Here is a 20,338-nt window from a genome sequence, read left to right as displayed (position 1 = left end):
TTGCACGCATCGACCTCATTCAGCACCCACAATAAAAACCGCTGAGGGTAGAACATGAACGCCATCGACTACATCGCCTGCGACAACACCCTCTGTGGTGACTTCAACACCGAGGCTTCACTGGTTCAGAAGGACTTCGACATCCGTCTGGAACAGGCCACCTGGCCCGCCGACGGCATGGCCCTGGTCGAAACCCACGGCAGTTGCCTGATCCGCCTGCTGCTTACCGATGAGCCTCAACGTCCGCGACCGGTGAGCAACCGCGGCAGTTTCGGCGGGCGCAACGGCGAACACTTCAAGCCCCTCGGGTCGCTGCTGTTCATTCCCCCCGACACCTCCTTTCACCTGGCCCACGATGCGCGCCGACAAAAAGCGCTGATCTGCCTGTTCAACCCTGCCACACTCGGCCCGCTGGCGGCCTGGCGCTGGGACTGGGACGCCTGCATTCACGACAGCATGCTCAACGTGCAGAACCCTTTTATGCGGGCCTCCTTGCAGCGCCTTGCCGAAGAGGTGTCCGCGCCCGGTTTTGCCAGTGAGCTGCACAGCGAGTACCTGCTCACCGGCATCGCGCTGGACCTGCGCCGCGAATACCTCGGGCGGCAGGTGGCTACGCGTTGCGACGGCAAGCTGTCGCCTCTGCAACTGCGCCGTATCACTGAAGTGCTCAACGCTGCTGTCCTGCAACAGCCCTCGTTGCACGACATGGCGCAGCTCTGCGAGTTGTCGGTTAGGCGCCTTTCGCAATGCTTCAAAAACACCACCGGGCTGACCCTGCGCCGATATGCCGCCCAGGCGCGTATCAACAGGGCCAAGGCTTTGCTCAGCGATCCGCGCTGGCTGGTGAAACAGGTGGCCTATCAAAGCGGTTTCCAGAATGCCGCTGCGTTCACAGCGGCGTTTCGCAAGGAGACGGGCCTGACCCCGGAGCAATTTCGTCTGTTGCGCTGAGCGCCGAGGCTCAGCGGGCGATCTTCGCCACGATCTTGGCGTGCGGCCCGGCAACCTGCGCCGCCCAGGCATCCGCTGCCTGATCAAGGCTGTAGTCGGCGTAGTCCACCTGGATCTGCTGTTCACGGGCGATGCGCAGCAGGCGCAGCCAGATCTGCTCACGGTCGGCAGGCGGACGCTGGCCCGTGCCGATGCACGACAGATTGCGGAACAGCAGGTCGGCAATGTCCAGGTCGATCTTGCGCCCGGCACCCGTGCCGATGGTCATGATCCGCGCACCCCAGTTGGTGGCCTTCAGCGAAGACAGCAGTGGCTGGCCACAGACCAGATCCAGCACCACGTCGAATCCGCCGTCGGCGGCATCCTTGAGCGCTGCCGTGTCATCTTCGCCACCCAGCGCCACCACTTCATCGGCAAAGCCACGGGATTTGAGTCCGGCCAATGCCTGTGCGGAGCGCGCCGCACCGACCACCCGACCGGCGCCCAGCGAGCGTGCCAACTGCAAGGCGATCAGCCCCAGGGTGCCGGTGGCACCGAGGATCAGGACCTTTTCACCCTTTTGAATCTTCGCCAGCTCCAGCGGCACCACAGCACCAGTGGCGGCAATCCCCATGCTGATGGCCGTGCGATCGTCCACATCGTCGGGGACTTCCCACACCTCTTCGCGGGGCACCAGGGTGCGCTCGGCCCAGGCACCGAAGGGCTGCACCGAGCGCTCGCCGAAGTACACCCGACGCCCTTGCGCCGTGTGCCCTACCCCTTCGCCGCGGATCACGCAGGGATAACTGACGCCCAGCCGGTAAGCACCGAGCACGTCCCAGCCGCCCAGACCCGCAGTGTCGACGTTGATCAGCACCGAGCCTTCAAGGGGTTGGGGTTCGCGGAATTCTTCAACGACAGGTGGGGCGTTGCGTTCGTGAATGACAGCGGCACGCATGGCGGACTCCTTGTAATTATTGTGGTCAGCAAACGAATGAGCGGAATAATAGAACAGATATTGAAAATCTGTTCCATATTTATTGCGCGGGTTGACTGTGCAGGTTCGAACTGTCGGCGAAGATCGGGTAGCCGCCCAGGCTCAGAAGCAGCAGCGGGCCCACAACGAAACAGGCGCAACAGGCCATCAGCATCAGCTGATAACTGCCTGTCGATTTGAACAACGCGCCGAACAGCAAGGGAGAAATGGCCGCGCCGGCGGTGATCAGGCCCAGATGCGCGCCGAACAGCCGGCCGTAATCACGCATGCCGAAGTAACGGGCGATCAGGAACGCAGCAATGTCGAATTCGGCCCCCGCACCGACGCCCACCAACAGCGTGGCAAGGATGTACCAGCGCGGGTCTGGCGCTACGACGGCGAAAATCACACAGGCGAACGCGGGCATCAGCAACGCCAGCGCGGCCACGCCCGGCGCCCACAGGCGGTCGATCAGGTAACCCACCAGCAATCGACCCAGAATCAGGGAAATACCGAAGGTGCTAAACACCTGCCCTGCGGCCATGGCACTCAGGCCGCGGTCCTGTAACAAGGGCACGATGTTGGTCACAAGACCGACCACGCAGGACACCACCAGGGTCATCGACAGGTTGCAGACCCAGAACCGCCAGGACCGCAACGCTTGTGCCAGCAACAGGCCCGAGCGGTGGGTGGTGCGCTCGGGGGGCGACGCCACTGCCGTCGCCCTGTGCTGCGGCATCAGCCAGCGCAACGCCAGCGGCAAGGCCAGCAGCACGGGCAAGGCCGCCAGCGCGATGAAGCCGGTTTGCCAATTCCAGCGCGTCACCGCCCAGGTGGTCAGCAACGGCAGCCCGATGGCCGCCAGGCCCGAGCCACTGAGGATAACTGCCAGGGCCAGGCCGCGATTTTCTTCGAACCACAGGTTGACCAGATGCGACCAGGTGATCTGCAACGTACCCAGACCGGCCAGCGGCACCAGAAAGAACCCCAGGTACAGCCACCAGATCGACTCACCGAAGCGGGTCAGCGTTAGCAGGCTCAGCGTCAGGACTACCAGCGAGCACACGGTCACCCGTCGCAAGCCGTAACGCAGGTTCAACCAACCGGCCAGTTGCGAGGCCACAATGGTGCCCAGCGACAAGGCGGTGATGGCCGCCTGCAGTTCGCTGCGCGGCCAGCCCAGACTCTGCTCAAGCGGCACCACCATGGAACTGAAGCTGTACAACAACAGCGAGCTTGAGCTGGTGGCAACCCCCACCAGCGCCAGCAGCAGAATGCGCCAGCCCTGTTTGAACTCGGTGGAATCGAAGGTCTTCATAACGGCTACTCGGGCAGTGAAAAGGGCTCAATCGGTACCGATGAACACCGCGGCTTCAGCGGTTTTTTCCAGCACATGCGCACGTCGCGCCTGCCCGGCCTGTGCGCCGTCGCGGGTGTCTTCGGGGTGTATGAACGTCGGGCCATGAGGCAACTGGCGCAAGGCGTCGGCAACGATGTCTTCGGCGCTGGGCAAGGCCATCGTCAGGGCATCGGTTACGCCCAGCCGGACCATGGCGTCGCGCATGGTCGGCGTGTCCACGGTGCCGATCAGCAGGTTGAGCACGTGCACGCCGCGATCCTTCCATTCGGCCCATAACGCTTCGCCCAGATTGAGCATGAACGCCTTGGTTGCGCAGTACATGGCCAGCTTGCGGATGCCGCCGAGTGCCGCCTGTGAACCCACCAGGATCACGCCGCCGCGCTGACGTTCGAGCATGGGCTGGCCGAACAGGTGGCAACTTTCCATGACCGTCTGGCTGTTAAGACGCAGCAGCGACGACCATTGCTCTATGGAACTTGCGAGAAAACGCGTGAGGAAGGGATCGCCCCCGGCGTTATAGATCAGCAGGCCGATTTCGCGCTCGGCGATACGCGCCTGGATGCGCTCGGCGATGCCTGCCTGGCTGAGGTCTGCGGCAATCACCAGCACCTCCACCGCGTAGGTATCGACCAGCTCCTGACGCAGCGCCTGCAAGGCAGGTTCGCGCCGGGCAACCAGCACGCAATTAAGACCCTGACTGGCCAAGGCACGGGCGAAGGCTGCGCCGACACCGTGGGACGCTCCGGCGATCAGGGCCCATGGCCCGTATTGCCGGTTGAAAGGGGGTTGCTCGGGCATGCAAAAACTCCTATTGGCAGCGCAAGGTTCAGAGGGGAGGAAGGTCGATGTGACTGGCCGAGCCGCCAATGGCGGTCTTGCCAAATACCTGCACCCGGCGCTCGATCTGCGACATGAACAGCGTCAGCAGCGCCCGGTCGTGTTCCGGACCGGCCTGGGCGACGAATGTCTCCAGCGCGGCGTCGAGGGACTGCCCGTGTTCAGGGCCATGGCCGAGCAAGCCCTGGGCCTCTTGCCGATCCTGCGCTTGCAGGGTCAGCGCCATGGCGTCGGCGCGGCTCAGGTACTCCACCAGTTTGGTGACCGACGCGAGCCTGGACTGCTGGAACGGATCGTCAATGGAAATTTGCGCCAAGGCGTCGCTGAGCATGGTCAATAGCCCCTGGTTCGGCCCTTGGCTTTGCAACGTCTGCTGCGGCGCAGTGATCGGCGCCCCCATGGCCTCGGCCAGCGCGTGTACCACCACCCTGCGCAAGGCCAGATCGAACTCAAGGTAGGTATCGTGCGGGTCACCGGGCTGCGGCGTGGCCACTGTCGAGGAAAACTGCAAGGTGCTGACCGTGGCGAACAGCACGGTGTGATAGCGCACCACGTCGGGCTCTGCCGGCTCGCCAGTGATCTGTTGGTAATAGCGGTACAACTCGCTGAAGGACTCGCCGAGCGGCTCATAGTTGTCGCGCATCCGTGCCGAAGCCAGGTCTGCCAGAGGGTCACCGATCAGTGCGAACTCGAAGTCATACAGCGCGTTGACCTGGCCGTCTGCAAACAGGAACTGCCCGGAGTCGTATTGCACGAACGCGGCACGGGTGCGGTGCTGCGGCACGTTGCGGCGCAGCCAGCCCAGAGCGAACTCGGCCAGCGGCTGCGGACGGGTCTTGTTGCGCTGATACAGCGGGTAATAGGCCTCAAGTCCGGCCAGAGCGATTTCCTCGGCGCTGGTTTGCGTCTGGATGCCCAATTGCTCAAACGGCTGCAACGGCAACTGGTGCATCGCGGCCATGGCGCGCACCCATTGCCGGGCGACCGAGCTGCGCTGCGCATCGTCGCTGGCGGCTTTGACGTCCCGGGTGCCCGCCACCAGCTCCATGATGATGGCCTGCGGATCCTCGCAAAAACCGAAGATACGCGGCACCGGAATGCCCTGTTCATGCAACAGCGTGAGAATCTGCGCTTCGCGTCGCAGGTCGGGAAACGGGCTGACATCGCCGCCGCGTTCACCGCGAATATGCACACCCATGACCTTGCCGTCGCGCACTACCTCGACATTCCACGCCGGGCGCCAGCGAATCAATCGCTGCATGGCGGTGACCTTGCCGCCCACGACCTGCTCCACGCAGCGCCGCAGCTTGCTCTCTACTGCCTGATCGGCGTTGTCCGTTGCCTGTGATGTTTCCATGTCCGGCGTTCCCATGTGCTCTGCCCCAGTGTTCAGTCGGTGCTCAGGCCAGCGCAGGTCCGCCGACCTGCTCCAGTGGCACTCCTTTTTTTTGTGCAAGGTCTGCGGTGTCCAGGTATTCGCGCCAGGCGCAGATCAACCCCTGTTCATCGAGTTCGAACACCGCGACCATCGAGTGCGGCATCGGTTTGCCGCCTGATACTGCGTAGTCATCACGTTCGGTCATGACGACGCTGTCCGAAGAGACGATGTGTTTGATCGTGCACAGGTTGTGGGTCACGTAACTCATCTGCCTCAGGATCTCCTGACGCAGGGCCTCGCGACCGCGAATCACCGGACCGCCCGGCACCCACAATTGCCACACCGCGTCCTCGCTGAGCATCGCAAGAATGTCCTCCACCGCAGGCCGTGAGCCTGCCGTCCCGTCGCCCCACGCCTGACAGAAATCGCGGACGCGCTGTTCCTGTTTCAATCCCATGATCGAAGCCCTCTGAATGAAGTCGTGTTGAGTGAATGCTTATCCGCTGCTCACAGCAGCGCGCGGACCACCGGCACCATCGGCGTGGCACAGCTCATGCCGCCGTCGACCCGCATCAGCGCGCCGTTGATGTAGGCCGACTCGTCGCTGGCCAGAAACAGCGCCATCTGCGCGATGTCTTGCGGCTCGCCCAGGCGCGGGACGTTCTGAATGTCGAGAAAGGCCTGGGTCATGGCCTCGTTGGCCCAGCCCTGCAGCGCGGGCGTGCGGATCACCCCCGGCAAGATGCCGTTGCAGCGGATGCCGCGTTTGCCGAAGGTGGCGGCGATGGTCTGCACGTACCAGTTCACCGCCGCCTTGGAGGCGCCGTAGCTGAACTGCGCCACCTCACCGGCAATGGAACTGGTGGACGAGGTGAAGATGATCGAACCGCTGCCCTGCTCCAGCATGAACGGCAATGCCCACTTACAGGCCAGCACCCCGCCGAGCACATTGACCCGCATGTTGGTGTGGAACAGCGCCTCGTTGAAGTCGATGAAGTCCACATCGCGGGCGGTCTGCGGGTTCTTGCTCACGGCGTTGTTGTACAGCACGTCCAGGCGCCCGAAGTGTTCGATTGCTGCATCGACCATCGCCCTGAGCTGGCTTTCCTCACCCACATCCACCTGCAGCCACTGTGCCTGGCCACCGGCATCGTTGATCGACTGCGCCACGGCTTGGGCGCTGTGGGAGAACAGGTCCGTCACCAGCACCCGTGCCCCCTGCGCCGCGAACAATTGCGCAGAGGCCTTGCCGATGCCGCTGCCGGCGCCGGTGATCACCGCGACTTTTCCTTGAAGACGATTCATGGCTCGAACTTCCTCTGCCGATTCAGCGGGTCTGTCCGCCAGCGATGGTCTGCGGATTGGCTTCACGTTCAGCGATTGGCTGCTGGCGATAGCGTGTGGGCCCATTGCCGAACATGCCGTACTGATCGCGGGTGAAGTCATACAGTGAGTAGGCGTCTTCCTGCGGGGCGTTGGGGATGCCATACGCCTGAATGTTGTATTGCTCGCCGGTGCGGAACAGCGCGCCGCTGTCATCCCAGGCGTCATAAATCGCTGCGCCGAAGGTGTCTTCATCGATGTAGTAACGGCGCTTTTTCTGCGCGTGGCGCATGCCGTCCTTACGCGTGGCCTCGACCACCCAGACCCGGTGCAGCTCCCAACGCTCGCAGGCCGGATTGATGTGCTTGGGCATCAGTTTGGTGTCCATATCGCATTTCCACTTCAAGTCGTAGTTGCTGTAGGGAATGAACATTTCCTTGCTCCCCAGCAGTTTCCAGTCGAAGCGGTCCATCTTTCCGGAAAACAGGAAAATCTCGTCAAAAAAAGCCACTCCGCCGAACGCCGAGTTGGGTGTGTCGTAGGAGAATTCGGGGGCCTTGCGTACCCGCCGCTGGCCGGTCGTGTAGTTCCAGGCATAACGCGGCTCGGCGACCGGATCAAGATAGTCCCAGTAACCGGATGCCTCGCCGGCATTGCGCGCAGGGGCAATCGTACGTGACCAGATACGCGAGCCGATTTTCGGGTCGCGCGCCGGGACCTCGACTTGATAGAAGGGTTTTTCACCCGTCGAGCGATTGGTGTTGGTCAGTGTCGGTCGTCCTTGGTTGACCACCCAGGCACTGTGGTTCCAGTCCCAGCCATTGACGCCCTGGTAATTGAGCAAGTAGTTCCACATCACCTGCATGCCATCCTTGGGCAGAGGAAACGGCAAACCGCCACGACAGGCCTCGGCCATCGACAGGCCGCCGTTCAGCGTCTTGCAGTCGGGGTTGCTGGCGTTGCGCTGGGTGGCGGCGAGAAAGTTTTCCGGATAGGCCGCAGTGCGGTGGGTCGGGTACACCTCAAGGTAGTAAGTGGTGGGATTGCGTTTGAGCAACTGCATCTGGCCGGCGCCGATCTGGTCGGCGTACTGATCGGCATTGGCGGCGGTGATGCGCAGCCTGGGCTTTTCATTGGCAAAAGGGTTGGGCCAGTTGCCGTCGCCGGGCACCATGCCCGCCGGGACTTTCAGGCCGCCGTCATAGGCCGGGATGGTGCCCGCCGCGTTGCCGGCAGCGACGGCGCCAAAGCGGGTCAATTGATGGCCGAGGTCGGATGCAGTGCTGTTGGGATCGGCGAAGCAGGGGGCAATGAGCAGAGGCGTCAGTACGCCCGCCAACAAACCGTTGCGGATCGACATCATGGAGATCTCCCGTGAGTGTTTTGACAGAGGTAACAAGGGTCAGAAAGCGGTACTCAGGGTCAGTGAGACCCAGTCGCGGTCGGTCAGGCCGAGATCGCCACGACCACCCACCACGGTAGTGCCGACACCTGGAATGTTGCGTCTGATGGTGTCGCTGCCGTAGCCGATGTAGGCCAGGGTGACCTCGTAACGGCTGTCGAGTACGCCCTTGATCCCGACCTTGTAGCTGTATTTGCCCTGAGCCCCGCCGCCGGTGGCGGCATTGCCGGAAATGCCGTAGTCCACACTGATCGGCGCCGAGAGGTTCCAGCCGGGAAACACGCTCAACCACTGCGGCGTGAAGTTGACCGCCATACCGACATAGTTGCGCGTCGCGCAGCCCCAGTTCCTGTTCTGGCCGACGCAGCCGCCGTAGCCTTCGCCGCGAAACTGGTCGGCGTTTTTGGTGACCTGCTGCAAGTGGCTGTAGGCGACTTCAGTAATCAGGTTGCCGGTGTCGAAAAACCGCGTCTGCGGCAACAGCCATAAACTGTTAGCGACCACGTGCCAGGTGTCGCCACGGGCGCCTTGGTCATCGTCCAGGCCGAAGCGGCTGGACAGCAGCGCGGCGTTCTGTCGGTACGACACGTCAACGCCTACCGAGGCCCCGCCCAGAACCGGCCCCGCTGACCAGCCCAGGCTGTATTGCCTTACGTTCTCGGCATACACATAGCGCGCAAAGTTGGACCCAACCTGCAGGCCCCACGGGTTGTAATCATCGAACTGGCGGTAAGCCAGCGACAGGTCCGAGTGCATGAAGTCCAGACTGTAGGTGGCCATCACACCCCAGTTACCGGCGTTTTTCGGAGTCTTGGGATCAATGATGGGATAGGCATAACCAGGGGCGACCGGCAGTTGATTCGGGCCCTGCAGCGCCACGTCGGCAGCCGCAAGGTAAGTGCCACCTTCCGGCGCCCGGGTGGTGTCCCACTCCAGGAAATACTGCGCCGCCAGCGACAGCTTGTCGGTGACCTGCGCCTGAGCCGAGACCTGGGTCAGCGGCAGAAAAATCTCCCGGGTTTCAGTACCGGGGTTGGCCAGGGCCTTGCGCCCGTCGATGGGCGCCTGTGAGTAGGACATGGCGTGACCGGCGATCAGCAGGCCGTTACCCCAATACACCGTATGGCGACCAGCGCGCAGGCTGACCGGCACCTCGCCCAGATCGAAACGGGTGAAGGCGAAGGCGTCCAGCAACTCGCCACTGAAACCCCGGTGGTAGCGCCGGGTCTGGCTGGAGTAATGACCATCGCGATAACTGGGGGTACTGGGGCCGGCAGGTGCCCCGGCATAGTAGACGTTGCCGCTGGCGGTTTCGTCGTCAGTGTCGGCGTAGGCCTGGTCGTACCAGGCCGAACCGCTGATGCGAAAGCCCTGGTACTGCTTGTAGGTCAGCTCCAACTCGCTCATCAGGTCCATGCGATTGGTCACCACATCGCCACGGTCGAACTTGGAGTCGGACTCGTCATAGGTGGCATTGCGGGCCAGCGCGCGGTCACGATCCTGAGCCCGCACGCCGATGTTGTAACGCAAGGTGTTGTCCCAGCGCAGGTTGTAGTCCGGGTTGCCCAAGTCGTATTCGGCGGCCTGGGCCTCACCTGCGATGATCAACAAAGTCGCCATTCGCAGCGCCTCGTTGAGCCTCTCCCTTGTGGACTTACGCATCGTGCGTTCTCCGTCATGCCGATTGTTTTTATTGTTTGCCGACTGCCAGCTCAGGCGCTCAGGGCGCTGGATGACGCTATGCAGTAGACGGCACATCCCAAGGGCTGACAACGCATGAGGCTATCGCTCAACTACCGGGTGCTATCGACGAAACACCAACGCCGCAGATCAGTGCGTCCAGGTATCGGTTTTGCCAATACCACCCTGCGTTATTTGTGATTTTACGATGCGCAGCAGCCTCCCTAGACTCGGCGCCATAACAGCTGCGCCGGGTGCCATCGCTCAGGCGCGCATACAACACGCCTGGAGAACCCGCCATGTCCGCCACCCCGTCGCTGGAAGACAAATACGTCCAGCTCACCGGTAAAGTCTTGCTCACCGGCGTGCAGGCGCTGGTTCGCCTGCCCTTGATGCAGCGCCAGCGCGACCTCGCCAACGGCCTGAATACCGCTGGGTTCATCTCCGGTTATCGAGGCTCGCCGCTGGGCGGTTTCGATCAGGCGTTATGGAAGGCGCGCGACCATCTCAAGGCGCATCACACGGTCTTCAATCCCGGCGTCAACGAAGACCTGGCCGCGACCTCGGTCTGGGGCACGCAACAGGTCAGCCTGTTCGAAGGCGCGACCTACGATGGCGTGTTCGGCATGTGGTACGGCAAAGGGCCGGGCGTCGACCGCTGCGGCGATGTGTTCCGCCACGCCAATGCTGCGGGCACATCCCAATTCGGTGGGGTCCTGGTGGTGGCCGGTGACGACCACGGCGCACGCAGCTCGTCGCTTCCGCACCAGACCGAGCATATTTTCAAGGCAGTGATGATCCCGGTGCTGGCGCCGTCGGGGGTGCAGGAATACCTCGATTACGGCCTGCATGGTTGGGCCATGTCGCGCTACTCCGGCTGCTGGGTTGCGATGAAGGCGGTGGCCGATACCGTGGAAAGCGCAGCCATCGTCGATCTTGATCCGCAGCGCGCGCTGCCGGTGATCCCCGACATTTCCTTACCCGAAGGCGGCCTTAATATTCGCTGGCCGGACCCGCCGCTTGCCCAGGAAAAACGCCTCATCGAGCACAAGCTGTATGCGGCGCTGGCCTACGCCCGAGCGAACAAACTCGACCGAGTGGTACAGGACTCGCCCGGCGCACGGATCGGCATCATCACCTCGGGCAAATCGTACCTGGATGTCTGTCAGGCGCTGAAGATGCTTGGGATTGACGATGAACTCGCGCAGCAGATTGGCCTGCGGGTCTACAAAGTGGGCATGATCTGGCCCCTGGACGCCGAAGGTGTCCGGCAGTTCGCTGAAGGGCTGGAAGAGATCATCGTGGTCGAGGAGAAACGCCACCTGCTCGAGTACCAGCTCAAGGAAGAACTGTACAACTGGCGCGAAGACGTGCGCCCGCGCATCGTCGGCAAGTTCGATGACAAAGGCGAATGGAGCCTGCCGCACACCGGCTGGCTGCTACCGGCCGTGGGTGAACTGACCCCGGCGCAGATTGCCCGGGCGTTGGCCCGGCGTATTCTGCGTGTGCATCAAAGCGGCCCGCTGCAAGTGCGTCTGGCCGTGCTCGACGCGCAATTGGCGACCTGTGCAGCGCCGGCGGCCAACCTGATGGAGCGGGTGCCGCATTACTGCTCCGGCTGCCCGCATAACACCTCGACCAAGGTCCCTGAAGGCAGTCGCGCGCTGGCCGGTATCGGCTGTCACTACATGGCCGCCTGGATCTATCCGCAAACCCAGACGTTCAGCCAGATGGGCGGCGAAGGCGTGGCGTGGATCGGTCAGGCGCCCTTCACCCAGACCCGGCACGTGTTCGCCAACCTGGGCGATGGCACCTACTTCCACTCCGGCTTGCTGGCCATTCGCGCCTCGGTCGCGGCGAAAGTCGCGATCACCTACAAGATTCTCTACAACGACGCGGTGGCCATGACCGGAGGTCAGCCGGTGGATGGCACGCTAAGCGTGTCGCAGATCAGCCGTCAACTGGCCGCCGAAGGGGTGAAGCGAATCGTCGTGGTCACCGACGAGCCGGAGCGCTATGAAGCCATCACTGACCTGGCGCCGGACGTGCCGGTGTATCACCGCGAGCACATGGAAGAGGTGCAGCAACAGCTGCGCGAATACGCCGATGTGTCAGCGCTGATCTACGACCAGACCTGCGCCGCTGAAAAACGTCGTCGTCGCAAGCGCGGCAAGTTCGCCGACCCGGCCCGTCGAGTGGTCATCAACGAATCGGTGTGCGAAGGCTGTGGCGATTGCAGCAGCCAGTCCAACTGCATGTCGGTGGTGCCGGTAGAGACCGAGTTCGGTCGCAAGCGGGAAATAGACCAGTCGTCTTGTAACAAGGACTTCACCTGCCTGTCAGGCTTCTGTCCAAGTTTCGTCACCGTGGAAGGCGGCAAGCCGCGCAAGCCTGCTGCGCTGGCTCATAACGCCGAAGACCACTGGGAACTCCCTGAGCCGCAGCCCCTGGCGCTGGACCAGCCCTACAGCATTCTGGTCACCGGAGTGGGCGGCACCGGCGTGGTGACCATCGGTGCCTTGCTCGGCATGGCGGCGTTCATCGAAGGCAAAGGCGTGCTGAATCTGGACATGGCCGGCATGGCGCAAAAAGGCGGTGCAGTGTGGTCGCACATTCGTATTGCCGAGTGCCAGGAACAGCTGTATGCGCCGCGCATTGCCGAGGGCGAAGTCGACCTGTTGCTGGGTTGCGACCTGGTGGTCAGTGCCAACGCTGAAACGCTGGTCAAGCTACGCCAGGGTGTGACCCACGCGGTGATCAACTCTGAGCAGAGCATCACCAGCGCGTTCGTACGCAGTTTTGCCAGGCAGGCAGAAAGCGGCGATCTGCTCAGCCATCCCGACCCGGTATTCCGCACCGGGGGCATGTCGCAGCAGATCAGTGACGCTGTGGGCCCGGAGCAGGCGCTGTTCATCGATGCCAGCCAGATGGCCACGGCCTTGATGGGCGATTCCATCGCCACCAACACCTTCATGCTTGGCTTCGCCTTCCAGAAAGGCTGGTTGCCCGTGGGTGAGCAGTCGCTGATGCAGGCCATCGAACTCAACGGCACAGCGGTGGAATTCAACCGTACGGCATTTCTCTGGGGCCGTCGGGCCGCTGTCGACAAGCCGCGCCTGGAATCGCGGCTCAAGGCGCTGAAGGTTCAGGGTACTGACCGCCAGTTGGCCGAAACGCTGGAGCAGCGCATTGAGCGACGTGTGGTGTACCTGACCGCGTATCAGAATGCCGCGTACGCGTCGCGCTATCTTGAGCAAGTGGAGCGCTTCATGAAGGCCGAAACCGCCCTCGCAGGCCAGCCCGGCGCTTTGACCGAAGCCGTGGCCCGCTATTACTTCAAGGTTCTGGCGATCAAGGACGAATATGAAGTCGCACGCCTGTACAGCAACGGCGATTTCCTGAAAAAGGTCGAGGCAGGATTCGAAGGCGAGTACAGCCTGCGCTTTCACCTGGCCCCACCGCTGCTGCACAAGGCTGTTGCCGGGGTCGCACCGCGCAAGAGCAGCTATGGACCCTGGATGCTCAAGGGATTCAAGGTGCTCATGGGGCTCAGGTTCCTGCGCAATACCTGGCTCGACCCGTTTGGGCGCACCCATGAGCGCAAAGTCGAGCTGCAGTGGTTGGCCGATTACGAGGCGGTGCTCTACGAACTGTTGAGCCGTTTGAATGCCGATAACCTCGCCCTGGCCGTTGCCCTAGCCGAACTGCCTGATGCCGTGCGCGGTTACGGACCGGTGCGGGAGCGCTTCCTGAGCCATGCGCGGCAGCGGCTGGCCGGATTGCTGGAGCAATGGCATGGCAAAGGGACCGCGGAACAAAGCGGCGGTGTGATCCAGGTGCAACCGGCGCGGATTCGTGTGACCCAGCTGTAATGCATGCCGCGCCAGTCAACCTGCGACACAGGCCGACTGGCGCGCCTATTCCCGGCTCTCTTTCGAGGTGAAACCCATGCAGGCTCTCGCAGCACTTGATGTCATGCAAACCGATGCGCCACCTTCACCCCACGAACAGATCCGCGCAATCGCCCTGCAGTTGTTCGTCGCGCAAGGCTTTCAGTCAGTCAGCCTGCGTCAACTGGCAACGGCGGTCGGCATGCAGGCCGGCTCGTTGTACAACCACATCGAGAGCAAGGATGCGCTGCTGTTCGAATTGATCGAGCAGTACGAAAACGACCTGCTGCTGGCACTGCCGGGAAAGCGCCTTGTGGTGGGTGATCCGCTCAAGGCCCTTAACGCGTTCATTCGAAGCCATGTCCTGTTCACCTCGGAACACCGTCAACGCTGGCTGCTTGCTCGTCTGGAGTTCCGCTGCCTGACCGCCGAGCAACAGCGTCACGTGCAGAGGGTTCGGGATCAGGTTGCCAGCCGACTCACTGCGATCCTGCAAGCGGGCATGGACCAGGCGCGTTTCGTCAGGGTGCCGGTGGACACGATGGTGCCGTGCATGCTGGCGATGCTTAATGAAATCAGCAGCTGGCACAGCCCTGGCCACAATCCTTCGCTGGCCGCCACGGTGGGGCTGCACACCAAGATGATCCACGGGGTGCTGTTGCCCTCTGCTCTTGAGTGACGCGCGAACTCAGCTGCACAGCAACCTGATTCGGTCCGATGCCGGGCGCTGTCTGGTGGTGAGTTTCAATGGAAGGTCGTCGCCCTCTGTAATGCCAGCCCTTCCAGCGTGAAACGGGCCTGAGTCAGGACAACGTCCTTCACCTGCTCCATTTGCGGGTGATTGACTTCCGTCCAGTTCATTGCGGCCAGCAGTCCGGCTTTGTGCGCGCGAAACGCCAGTCCTTGCGTCAGCAATGCCATGGCGTGAATGACTGCGCGATCATCCTGCGGATCGAGTCCGGATAGACGCCCGATCAGAAGCCGCATCACCGCCTCGATGCGCGCTTTGAAACGCTGCTCGAAGGCCGCGGTTGCGCTCTGGGGGCAGGAGCCCGCCTGGTGACGATCAAAAAAAGCCCGCCACGCCTTGATCTGCGGTGTGTCTTGGGCCGTGGAGAGCACGGCTGCCAGAATCCCAAGGGCAGCCTCTATCAGCAGGCCGTCATTACTGTGCTCATCAGCAGCGGCGTTTTCGGCAGCTTGCACCGCAGCTCCCACCTTTTGCCAAAGCAACTTAATCAACAGCTCGATGCACTGCAGGTACACGCCTTCCTTGCCGTCGAAATAATAGTGAATGGCAGGGGCGTTGACCCCCGCCGTTCTGGCGATGTCCCGTGTGGACGCGCCCTCGTAGCCCCGTTTACCGAACACCGCGACGGCAGCCATGAGAATGGCTGTGCGCGTGTCCTCGCCTCGCTGATAACCGCCCTCGTTCGCCGGTGTGTGTCTTGCCATGTGCAGCTCCGGTGTGGGATCCGTATGAACCTGTATCAACGAGTAGCGGCTGGGCAAACGCGTGGGTTAAAGGAAAACCTGTAATTCAGGCATCCGTGAACGTCTGCCCGCGCGCCTGACCCTTGGCCAACGGCGGTGGCGACTGCGGTTGCGTGAAGTCGGCGGTCCAGTGCCAGTTGCGGATCTGCGGCATGTCTTCGAAGTGCTCGCGGATGTACGTGTGGTGCTGGCGCAATTGGTCTTCGAAATAGCTCATCGCGTCCAGGCTGCTGGAGCGTAATCGAGGCACGTGCGACAACGCATCGATGGCGAGCTGATAACGGCTCATGTTGTTCAGCACGACCATGTCGAACGGCGTGGTCGTGGTCCCGCGATCAGAGAAACCGCGTACGTGAAAGCGCGCTTCGTTCGCGCGCCCATGCACCATGGAATGAATCACCCAGGTGGAACCATGGAAGGCAAACATCACCGGCACCTCGCGGGTGAACAGCGCTTCGAACGACACGTGGTCCATGCCGTGAGGCCGGTCGTCGGGACTGGCCAGGATGCTTAAATCCACCACGTTAACCAGGCGAACGCGAATACCGGGTACGTGTTTTTGCAGCAACCAGGAGGCCGCGACCGCTTCGGTGGTCGGCACATCTCCGGCGCAGGCCAGGACGATATCCGGTTCCGCCCCGCCGTCATTGGTGGCGAAATCCCAGACCGATGCGCCCTGCGAGCAATGCTGGAGCGCCTGATCGAAATTCAGCCACTGGAAATCCGGCTGCTTGCCACAGGTGACCACGTTCACGTAATTGCGACTGCGCAAACAATGATCGAACACGTTGACCAGGCAATTGGAATCCGGCGGGTAATACACGCGCACGACGTCGGAGCGGCGTTGCAGCACGTTGTCGACGAAACCGGTCGATTGATGGCTGAACCCGTTGTGGTCATTGCGCCATGCATGACTGGTCAAGAGGATGTTGAGCGAGGCCAACGGCCGCCGCCACGCGAAATCGCGGCACTGCTGCAGCCACTTGGCGTGCTGCGTGACCATGGAATCGACCACTTGCGCAAAGGCTTCGTACGTGGACCACATACCGTGGCGGCCCGTCAGCAAATAACCTTCCAGCCAGCCTTCGCACAGGTGTTCACTGAGCACTTCCATGACCCGGCCGTCGCGGGCCAGATGATCGTCGATGTCCAGCAATGGGCCCGCAGCGGTTCGCTGCGTGGCTTCGAACACGGCATTGAGTCGGTTGGAATTGGTTTCGTCGGGGCCGAACAGCCGGAAATTATGCGGGTTGGCGCGAATCACATCGCGCAAATACTCGCCCAGCTTGCGCGGTGCCTCGGCAATCACTTCGCCAGGGCCCGGCACGTGCAGGCCGTAGTCGGCGAAATTGGGCAGGTCCAGCGCCGTGAGCAGTCGACCGCCATTGACGTACGGCACCGCACCGAGACGTAGCTTCGCAGGTGGCGTCAAGGCCTGCAGTTCAGCGACCAGGCTGCCCTTGTCGTCAAACAGGGTATCCGGCTGGTAGCTGCGCATCCATGCTTCCAGCTGCGCCAAGTGATCGGGATTCTGCACAACGTTAGCCAAGGGCACCTGATGCGCGCGGAAGGTGCCTTCCACCGGCAGGCCATCGACCACCTTGGGCCCGGTCCAGCCTTTGGGGCTGCGCAGGATGATCATCGGCCAGCGTTGGGCAGAAGTATCGCCCTGCTCGCGGGCCTGCTGTTGGATCTGCCGGCCCTTTGCATACGCCGCGTCGAGGGCTGCGGCAAAGCGCTGATGCATGCCAGGCACATCATCCCCGGCGACAATCAGCGGCTCATACCCGCGCCCACGGTAGAGATCAATCAGGTCGGCATCGGTGGTCCGCGCCTCAACCGTGGGGCCGGAGATCTTGTAGCCGTTGAGGTGCAGGATCGGCAGCACCGCTCCGTCGCGACGCGGGTCGAGGAAGCGTATGCTTTTCCAGCTGCCTTCCAGAGGACAGGTTTCGGCCTCTCCATCGCCAATCACGCACGCCACCCACAGGTCGGGATTGTCGAAGACTGCGCCGAACGCATGCACCAGCGAATAGCCCAGTTCGCCGCCCTCATGCAGCGAGTTGGGCGTATGCGGACCGCAATGGCTGGGTATTCCGCCAGGTGTGGAGAAACTGCGGAAGAAGCGCAGCATGCCGGCCTCGTCCGGGGTGGTGTCCGGATGAACATCGCTGTAGGTCCCTTCCAGCCACGCGCAGGCGTTGAGCGTCGGCCCGCCGTGGCCCGGCCCCGAGATGTAAACCATGGATACCCGCTGTTCGCTGATCAGCCGGTTCAGGTGCACATAGATAAAGTTCTGCCCTGCCGACGTTCCCCAGTGCCCCAGCAGCCGCGGCTTGATGTGCTCGGCTTGCAGAGGCTCGCGCAACAGCGGGTTGGCCTTGAGGTAAATCTGCCCGACACACAGATAGTTGGCGGCTTGCCAATACCGGTGCATGCGGTCGAGCAATTCGGTCGACAACGGGCCGTCCGCCACGGGCGTTTGCGGGCTGACATGGCTTGACTCATCGGCGCTGGAAAACGCGGGATTGAAAGTGTACATAGCGACTCCACGAAAAGGTGACGATGGAAAGGCCCCGGCACAGGCCGGGAATTCACGGTCAATCGGGGTGACTGTCGAGCAAGGGTGGCGTTAGTAGCGTGAAGGTGTGTCGTGCAATGACCCGGTCTTCATCGGTCGGGATCATCCAGGCCCTGACCGGGCTGGTCGCCGACGAAAGACGCGAAGCGGATGCCTGATTGGACGCTTCGTCAAATTCCAGCCCCAGCCAGGCGCAACCGCGCATGATCGCTTCGCGCACGGGGGCCGCGTGCTCACCAATGCCGCCGGTGAACACCAGAGCATCCAGGCCACCCAGCACGGCGGCGAAGCTGCCTATCTCCCGCACCACGTTGTGAACATACAGCGACACCGCTTCATGGGCCGCTGCGTGATCGCTGGCCAACAAGGTGCGCATGTCGCTGGAAATGCCGCCTGATACACCCAGCAAACCACACTCGTGATACAGCAAGTGTTCCAGCGCTTGCGCGGACATCCCGCGCTCGCGCATCAGGTAGAGCAGGATGCCAGGATCAAGATGGCCGGGGCGGCTGCCCATCAGCAACCCGTCCAGCGTCGTGAAGCCCATGCTGGTGGCGCGACTGCGCCCGTTGTGCAAGGCGCACAGGCTGGCGCCGTTACCCAGGTGCGCGACGATGGTTCGTCCCGCTGCAGCGGCAGGGTCGTATTGGCCCAGCACGCCAGCGATGTACTCGTAGGAAAGCCCATGAAAACCGTAACGACGCACGCCGTCCTCGGTCATTTGGCGAGGCAGGCCATACAGGGTTTCAAGGGGGTTGAGCGTGTGATGAAAAGCGGTGTCGAAACAGGCCACCTGGGGTAATCCGGGGTGCCTGGAGGCCAGAAAGCGAATCGGCGCCAGGCACAGCGGCTGGTGCAGCGGCGCGATAGGCGTCAGCGCTTGCAGTTCGGCCAGCAGGGCCTCATCGACCCGAGCGGCAATGTCACGACGCGAGCCCCCATGCACCACGCGGTGTCCGGCAGCGACCAGCGGGCCCCCGGTGTGCGCCTCGATCCACGGCAGCAAATGCGCCAGGGCGGCGCCGTCTTCCGCCGCAAGCGGCCAGTGCTCCTCAATAACCTGGCCCTGTGCGTCGGTAAACGCCAGGACCGACTGCCCTGCCCGCCATTCCACGCTGCCCTGCCCCTGCGCCACTGGCTCACCCCGTTCAATGGCGACAGCGTGATACAGCGAGAATTTCAGGCTTGAGGAACCCGCGTTGAGCACCAATAACGAACCGTTGATCTGGGCGGGTGAAGTCGGGGTTGCCATTCACAGCTCCTGGAATCCGGGGTGGGCACGCTTGTTGGCTCACGTCTTACTGGCTGAGGATCACCTTCATTGCTTTCTCCTGAGCTGCATTGCCGAAAATCTCGTACGCCTGGAGGATGTCATCAAGGGCAAAGCGATGAGTGATCAACTGACGTGCGTCGATCTTGCCGGCCTGCACGGTCTTGATCAGCATCGGCGTGGTATTGGTGTTGACCAGCCCGGTGGAGATGTTGATGTTTTGAATCCACAACTTCTCCAAGTGCAGCTCAACACTCTTGCCATGCACCCCGACGTTGGCAATGTTGCCACCGGGCGCGATCACCGCCTGGCAGGTATCGAACGATGCCGGAATACCCACCGCCTCGATGGCAACGTCCACTCCTACACCATCGGTCAGCTCAAAGATACGCTCGACAGCGTTCTCGGTCTTGATGTCGATCACATCCGTTGCACCAAAGCGCTTGGCGACTTCAAGGCGATTGCTGTCACCGTCGACCACGATCAGCGTAGCCGGTGAATAGAACTGGGCCGTCAGCAGTGCAGCCATGCCGACAGGTCCCGCGCCGACGATGACCACGCTGTCGCCCGGCTTGACCTTGCCAGCGAGCACGCCGATTTCAAACCCGGTCGGCAGGATATCGCTGAGCATCACCAGCGCTTCTTCATCCGCTCCGGCCGGAATCGGATACAGGCTGTTGTCAGCATGCGGAATGCGCACGTATTCAGCCTGAGTGCCGTCGATCAGATGGCCCAAAATCCAGCCGCCGTCAGCGCAGTGGGAATACATCTGCCGGCGACAATTGGCACAGCTGCCGCAGGACGTGACGCAGGAGATCAACACATGATCCCCAGGCTTGAAATTGCGTACCGCCGAACCGACCGTTTCGACGATGCCGACCCCTTCATGTCCCAGGGTACGGCCCGGTGTTACCGCAGGGACATCGCCCTTGAGGATGTGCAGGTCCGTGCCGCATATCGTGGTATGCAGCAGGCGAATAACGGCGTCGGTAGGTTTGTCGATGAGGGGGGCAGGCTTGTCGGTCCAGACTTTTACACCGGGGCCTTGATAGACGAGGGCTTTCATGAGGTGTTTCCTTATCCGATGGGAGATCAGTTAGGAATGCAGGCGCCGGACCGGTGACCAGGTGGCAGCACCTTCGTTTTTTGCCCGGCAGATTGGAAGCCGGACCGATTAAATCATCGTGCGTTGAATAAATCAAAGAGGCTCCGGCCAG

Annotated in this window: 15 protein-coding genes; 3 read left to right on the top strand and 12 right to left on the bottom strand. The window is 62.3% G+C overall.

All coding sequences use genetic code 11. From position 1 onward, the window contains the following. Nucleotides 1–54: 54 nt before the first annotated feature. Nucleotides 55–951, top strand: a complete 897-nt coding sequence (locus tag EC915_RS03600; RefSeq protein WP_133749127.1) for an AraC family transcriptional regulator — start codon at nucleotides 55–57, stop codon at nucleotides 949–951. 10 nt (nucleotides 952–961) lie between these two features. Here the strand turns inward: EC915_RS03600 and EC915_RS03595 are convergent, their stop codons facing one another. From EC915_RS03595 to EC915_RS03560, 8 genes are all read right to left on the bottom strand, one after another. Next, nucleotides 962–1,888 carry a zinc-binding dehydrogenase gene (locus tag EC915_RS03595; protein ID WP_133749126.1) on the bottom strand — a complete coding sequence of 309 codons (927 nt, stop codon included), beginning with the start codon at nucleotides 1,886–1,888 and terminating at the stop codon, nucleotides 962–964. Between the two features lie 79 nt (nucleotides 1,889–1,967). Continuing rightward, nucleotides 1,968–3,224, bottom strand: a complete 1,257-nt coding sequence (locus EC915_RS03590) for an MFS transporter (RefSeq protein ID WP_133749125.1) — start codon at nucleotides 3,222–3,224, stop codon at nucleotides 1,968–1,970. A gap of 27 nt (nucleotides 3,225–3,251) precedes the next feature. Then, entirely contained in the window at nucleotides 3,252–4,064 is an 813-nt protein-coding gene (locus EC915_RS03585) for an SDR family oxidoreductase (protein ID WP_133749124.1), read from the bottom strand. A gap of 28 nt (nucleotides 4,065–4,092) precedes the next feature. Then, nucleotides 4,093–5,460 (bottom strand): phosphotransferase family protein, encoded by a 1,368-nt coding sequence (locus tag EC915_RS03580; protein ID WP_133749123.1) that lies wholly within the window; start codon nucleotides 5,458–5,460, stop codon nucleotides 4,093–4,095. 43 nt (nucleotides 5,461–5,503) lie between these two features. Next, entirely contained in the window at nucleotides 5,504–5,938 is a 435-nt protein-coding gene (locus tag EC915_RS03575; RefSeq protein WP_133749122.1) for a nuclear transport factor 2 family protein, read from the bottom strand. A 50-nt stretch (nucleotides 5,939–5,988) separates the two neighbouring features. Further along, entirely contained in the window at nucleotides 5,989–6,786 is a 798-nt protein-coding gene (locus EC915_RS03570; RefSeq protein WP_133749121.1) for an SDR family NAD(P)-dependent oxidoreductase, read from the bottom strand. A 22-nt stretch (nucleotides 6,787–6,808) separates the two neighbouring features. Beyond that, on the bottom strand, nucleotides 6,809–8,167 hold the full coding sequence (locus EC915_RS03565) for a DUF1329 domain-containing protein (protein ID WP_256658644.1): 1,359 nt from the start codon (nucleotides 8,165–8,167) through the stop codon (nucleotides 6,809–6,811). A 39-nt stretch (nucleotides 8,168–8,206) separates the two neighbouring features. Further along, complete coding sequence (locus EC915_RS03560; protein ID WP_305955374.1) at nucleotides 8,207–9,826, bottom strand: DUF1302 domain-containing protein; 1,620 nt, start codon at nucleotides 9,824–9,826, stop codon at nucleotides 8,207–8,209. 359 nt (nucleotides 9,827–10,185) lie between these two features. Between EC915_RS03560 and EC915_RS03555 the strand changes: the two genes are divergently transcribed. After that, entirely contained in the window at nucleotides 10,186–13,758 is a 3,573-nt protein-coding gene (locus tag EC915_RS03555; protein WP_133749119.1) for an indolepyruvate ferredoxin oxidoreductase family protein, read from the top strand. Between the two features lie 76 nt (nucleotides 13,759–13,834). After that, complete coding sequence (locus EC915_RS03550) at nucleotides 13,835–14,455, top strand: TetR/AcrR family transcriptional regulator (protein WP_133749118.1); 621 nt, start codon at nucleotides 13,835–13,837, stop codon at nucleotides 14,453–14,455. Nucleotides 14,456–14,520: 65 nt separating this feature from the next. On the opposite strand, the gene EC915_RS03545 is transcribed toward EC915_RS03550, so the two are convergent. The 4 genes from EC915_RS03545 to EC915_RS03530 form a co-directional block, all read right to left on the bottom strand. Next, nucleotides 14,521–15,162 (bottom strand): CerR family C-terminal domain-containing protein, encoded by a 642-nt coding sequence (locus EC915_RS03545; RefSeq protein ID WP_256658643.1) that lies wholly within the window; start codon nucleotides 15,160–15,162, stop codon nucleotides 14,521–14,523. 154 nt (nucleotides 15,163–15,316) lie between these two features. Further along, complete coding sequence (locus EC915_RS03540) at nucleotides 15,317–17,812, bottom strand: phosphoketolase (RefSeq protein ID WP_133749116.1); 2,496 nt, start codon at nucleotides 17,810–17,812, stop codon at nucleotides 15,317–15,319. Nucleotides 17,813–17,870: 58 nt separating this feature from the next. Further along, nucleotides 17,871–19,103 (bottom strand): acetate/propionate family kinase, encoded by a 1,233-nt coding sequence (locus EC915_RS03535; protein ID WP_177413348.1) that lies wholly within the window; start codon nucleotides 19,101–19,103, stop codon nucleotides 17,871–17,873. 46 nt (nucleotides 19,104–19,149) lie between these two features. Beyond that, complete coding sequence (locus EC915_RS03530; RefSeq protein ID WP_133749115.1) at nucleotides 19,150–20,187, bottom strand: zinc-dependent alcohol dehydrogenase family protein; 1,038 nt, start codon at nucleotides 20,185–20,187, stop codon at nucleotides 19,150–19,152. Nucleotides 20,188–20,338: the final 151 nt, after the last annotated feature.

The sequence above is a fragment of the Pseudomonas sp. LP_7_YM genome (genome assembly GCF_004364435.1).
Taxonomy (GTDB): domain Bacteria; phylum Pseudomonadota; class Gammaproteobacteria; order Pseudomonadales; family Pseudomonadaceae; genus Aquipseudomonas.
The sequence above is the reverse complement of the archived record's forward strand: the minus strand, read 5'-3'. Positions and strand labels throughout refer to the sequence as shown.

Bases quoted from the DNA above. Each gene is read 5' to 3' on its own strand.
- EC915_RS03600 (WP_133749127.1), top strand. From the start codon at position 55: ATGAACGCCATCGACTACATCGCCTGCGACAACACCCTCTGTGGTGAC.
- EC915_RS03595 (WP_133749126.1), bottom strand. From the start codon at position 1,888: ATGCGTGCCGCTGTCATTCACGAACGCAACGCCCCACCTGTCGTTGAA.
- EC915_RS03590 (WP_133749125.1), bottom strand. From the start codon at position 3,224: ATGAAGACCTTCGATTCCACCGAGTTCAAACAGGGCTGGCGCATTCTG.
- EC915_RS03585 (WP_133749124.1), bottom strand. From the start codon at position 4,064: ATGCCCGAGCAACCCCCTTTCAACCGGCAATACGGGCCATGGGCCCTG.
- EC915_RS03580 (WP_133749123.1), bottom strand. From the start codon at position 5,460: ATGGAAACATCACAGGCAACGGACAACGCCGATCAGGCAGTAGAGAGC.
- EC915_RS03575 (WP_133749122.1), bottom strand. From the start codon at position 5,938: ATGGGATTGAAACAGGAACAGCGCGTCCGCGATTTCTGTCAGGCGTGG.
- EC915_RS03570 (WP_133749121.1), bottom strand. From the start codon at position 6,786: ATGAATCGTCTTCAAGGAAAAGTCGCGGTGATCACCGGCGCCGGCAGC.
- EC915_RS03565 (WP_256658644.1), bottom strand. From the start codon at position 8,167: ATGATGTCGATCCGCAACGGTTTGTTGGCGGGCGTACTGACGCCTCTG.
- EC915_RS03560 (WP_305955374.1), bottom strand. From the start codon at position 9,826: ATGGCGACTTTGTTGATCATCGCAGGTGAGGCCCAGGCCGCCGAATAC.
- EC915_RS03555 (WP_133749119.1), top strand. From the start codon at position 10,186: ATGTCCGCCACCCCGTCGCTGGAAGACAAATACGTCCAGCTCACCGGT.
- EC915_RS03550 (WP_133749118.1), top strand. From the start codon at position 13,835: ATGCAGGCTCTCGCAGCACTTGATGTCATGCAAACCGATGCGCCACCT.
- EC915_RS03545 (WP_256658643.1), bottom strand. From the start codon at position 15,162: ATGGCTGCCGTCGCGGTGTTCGGTAAACGGGGCTACGAGGGCGCGTCC.
- EC915_RS03540 (WP_133749116.1), bottom strand. From the start codon at position 17,812: ATGTACACTTTCAATCCCGCGTTTTCCAGCGCCGATGAGTCAAGCCAT.
- EC915_RS03535 (WP_177413348.1), bottom strand. From the start codon at position 19,103: ATGGCAACCCCGACTTCACCCGCCCAGATCAACGGTTCGTTATTGGTG.
- EC915_RS03530 (WP_133749115.1), bottom strand. From the start codon at position 20,187: ATGAAAGCCCTCGTCTATCAAGGCCCCGGTGTAAAAGTCTGGACCGAC.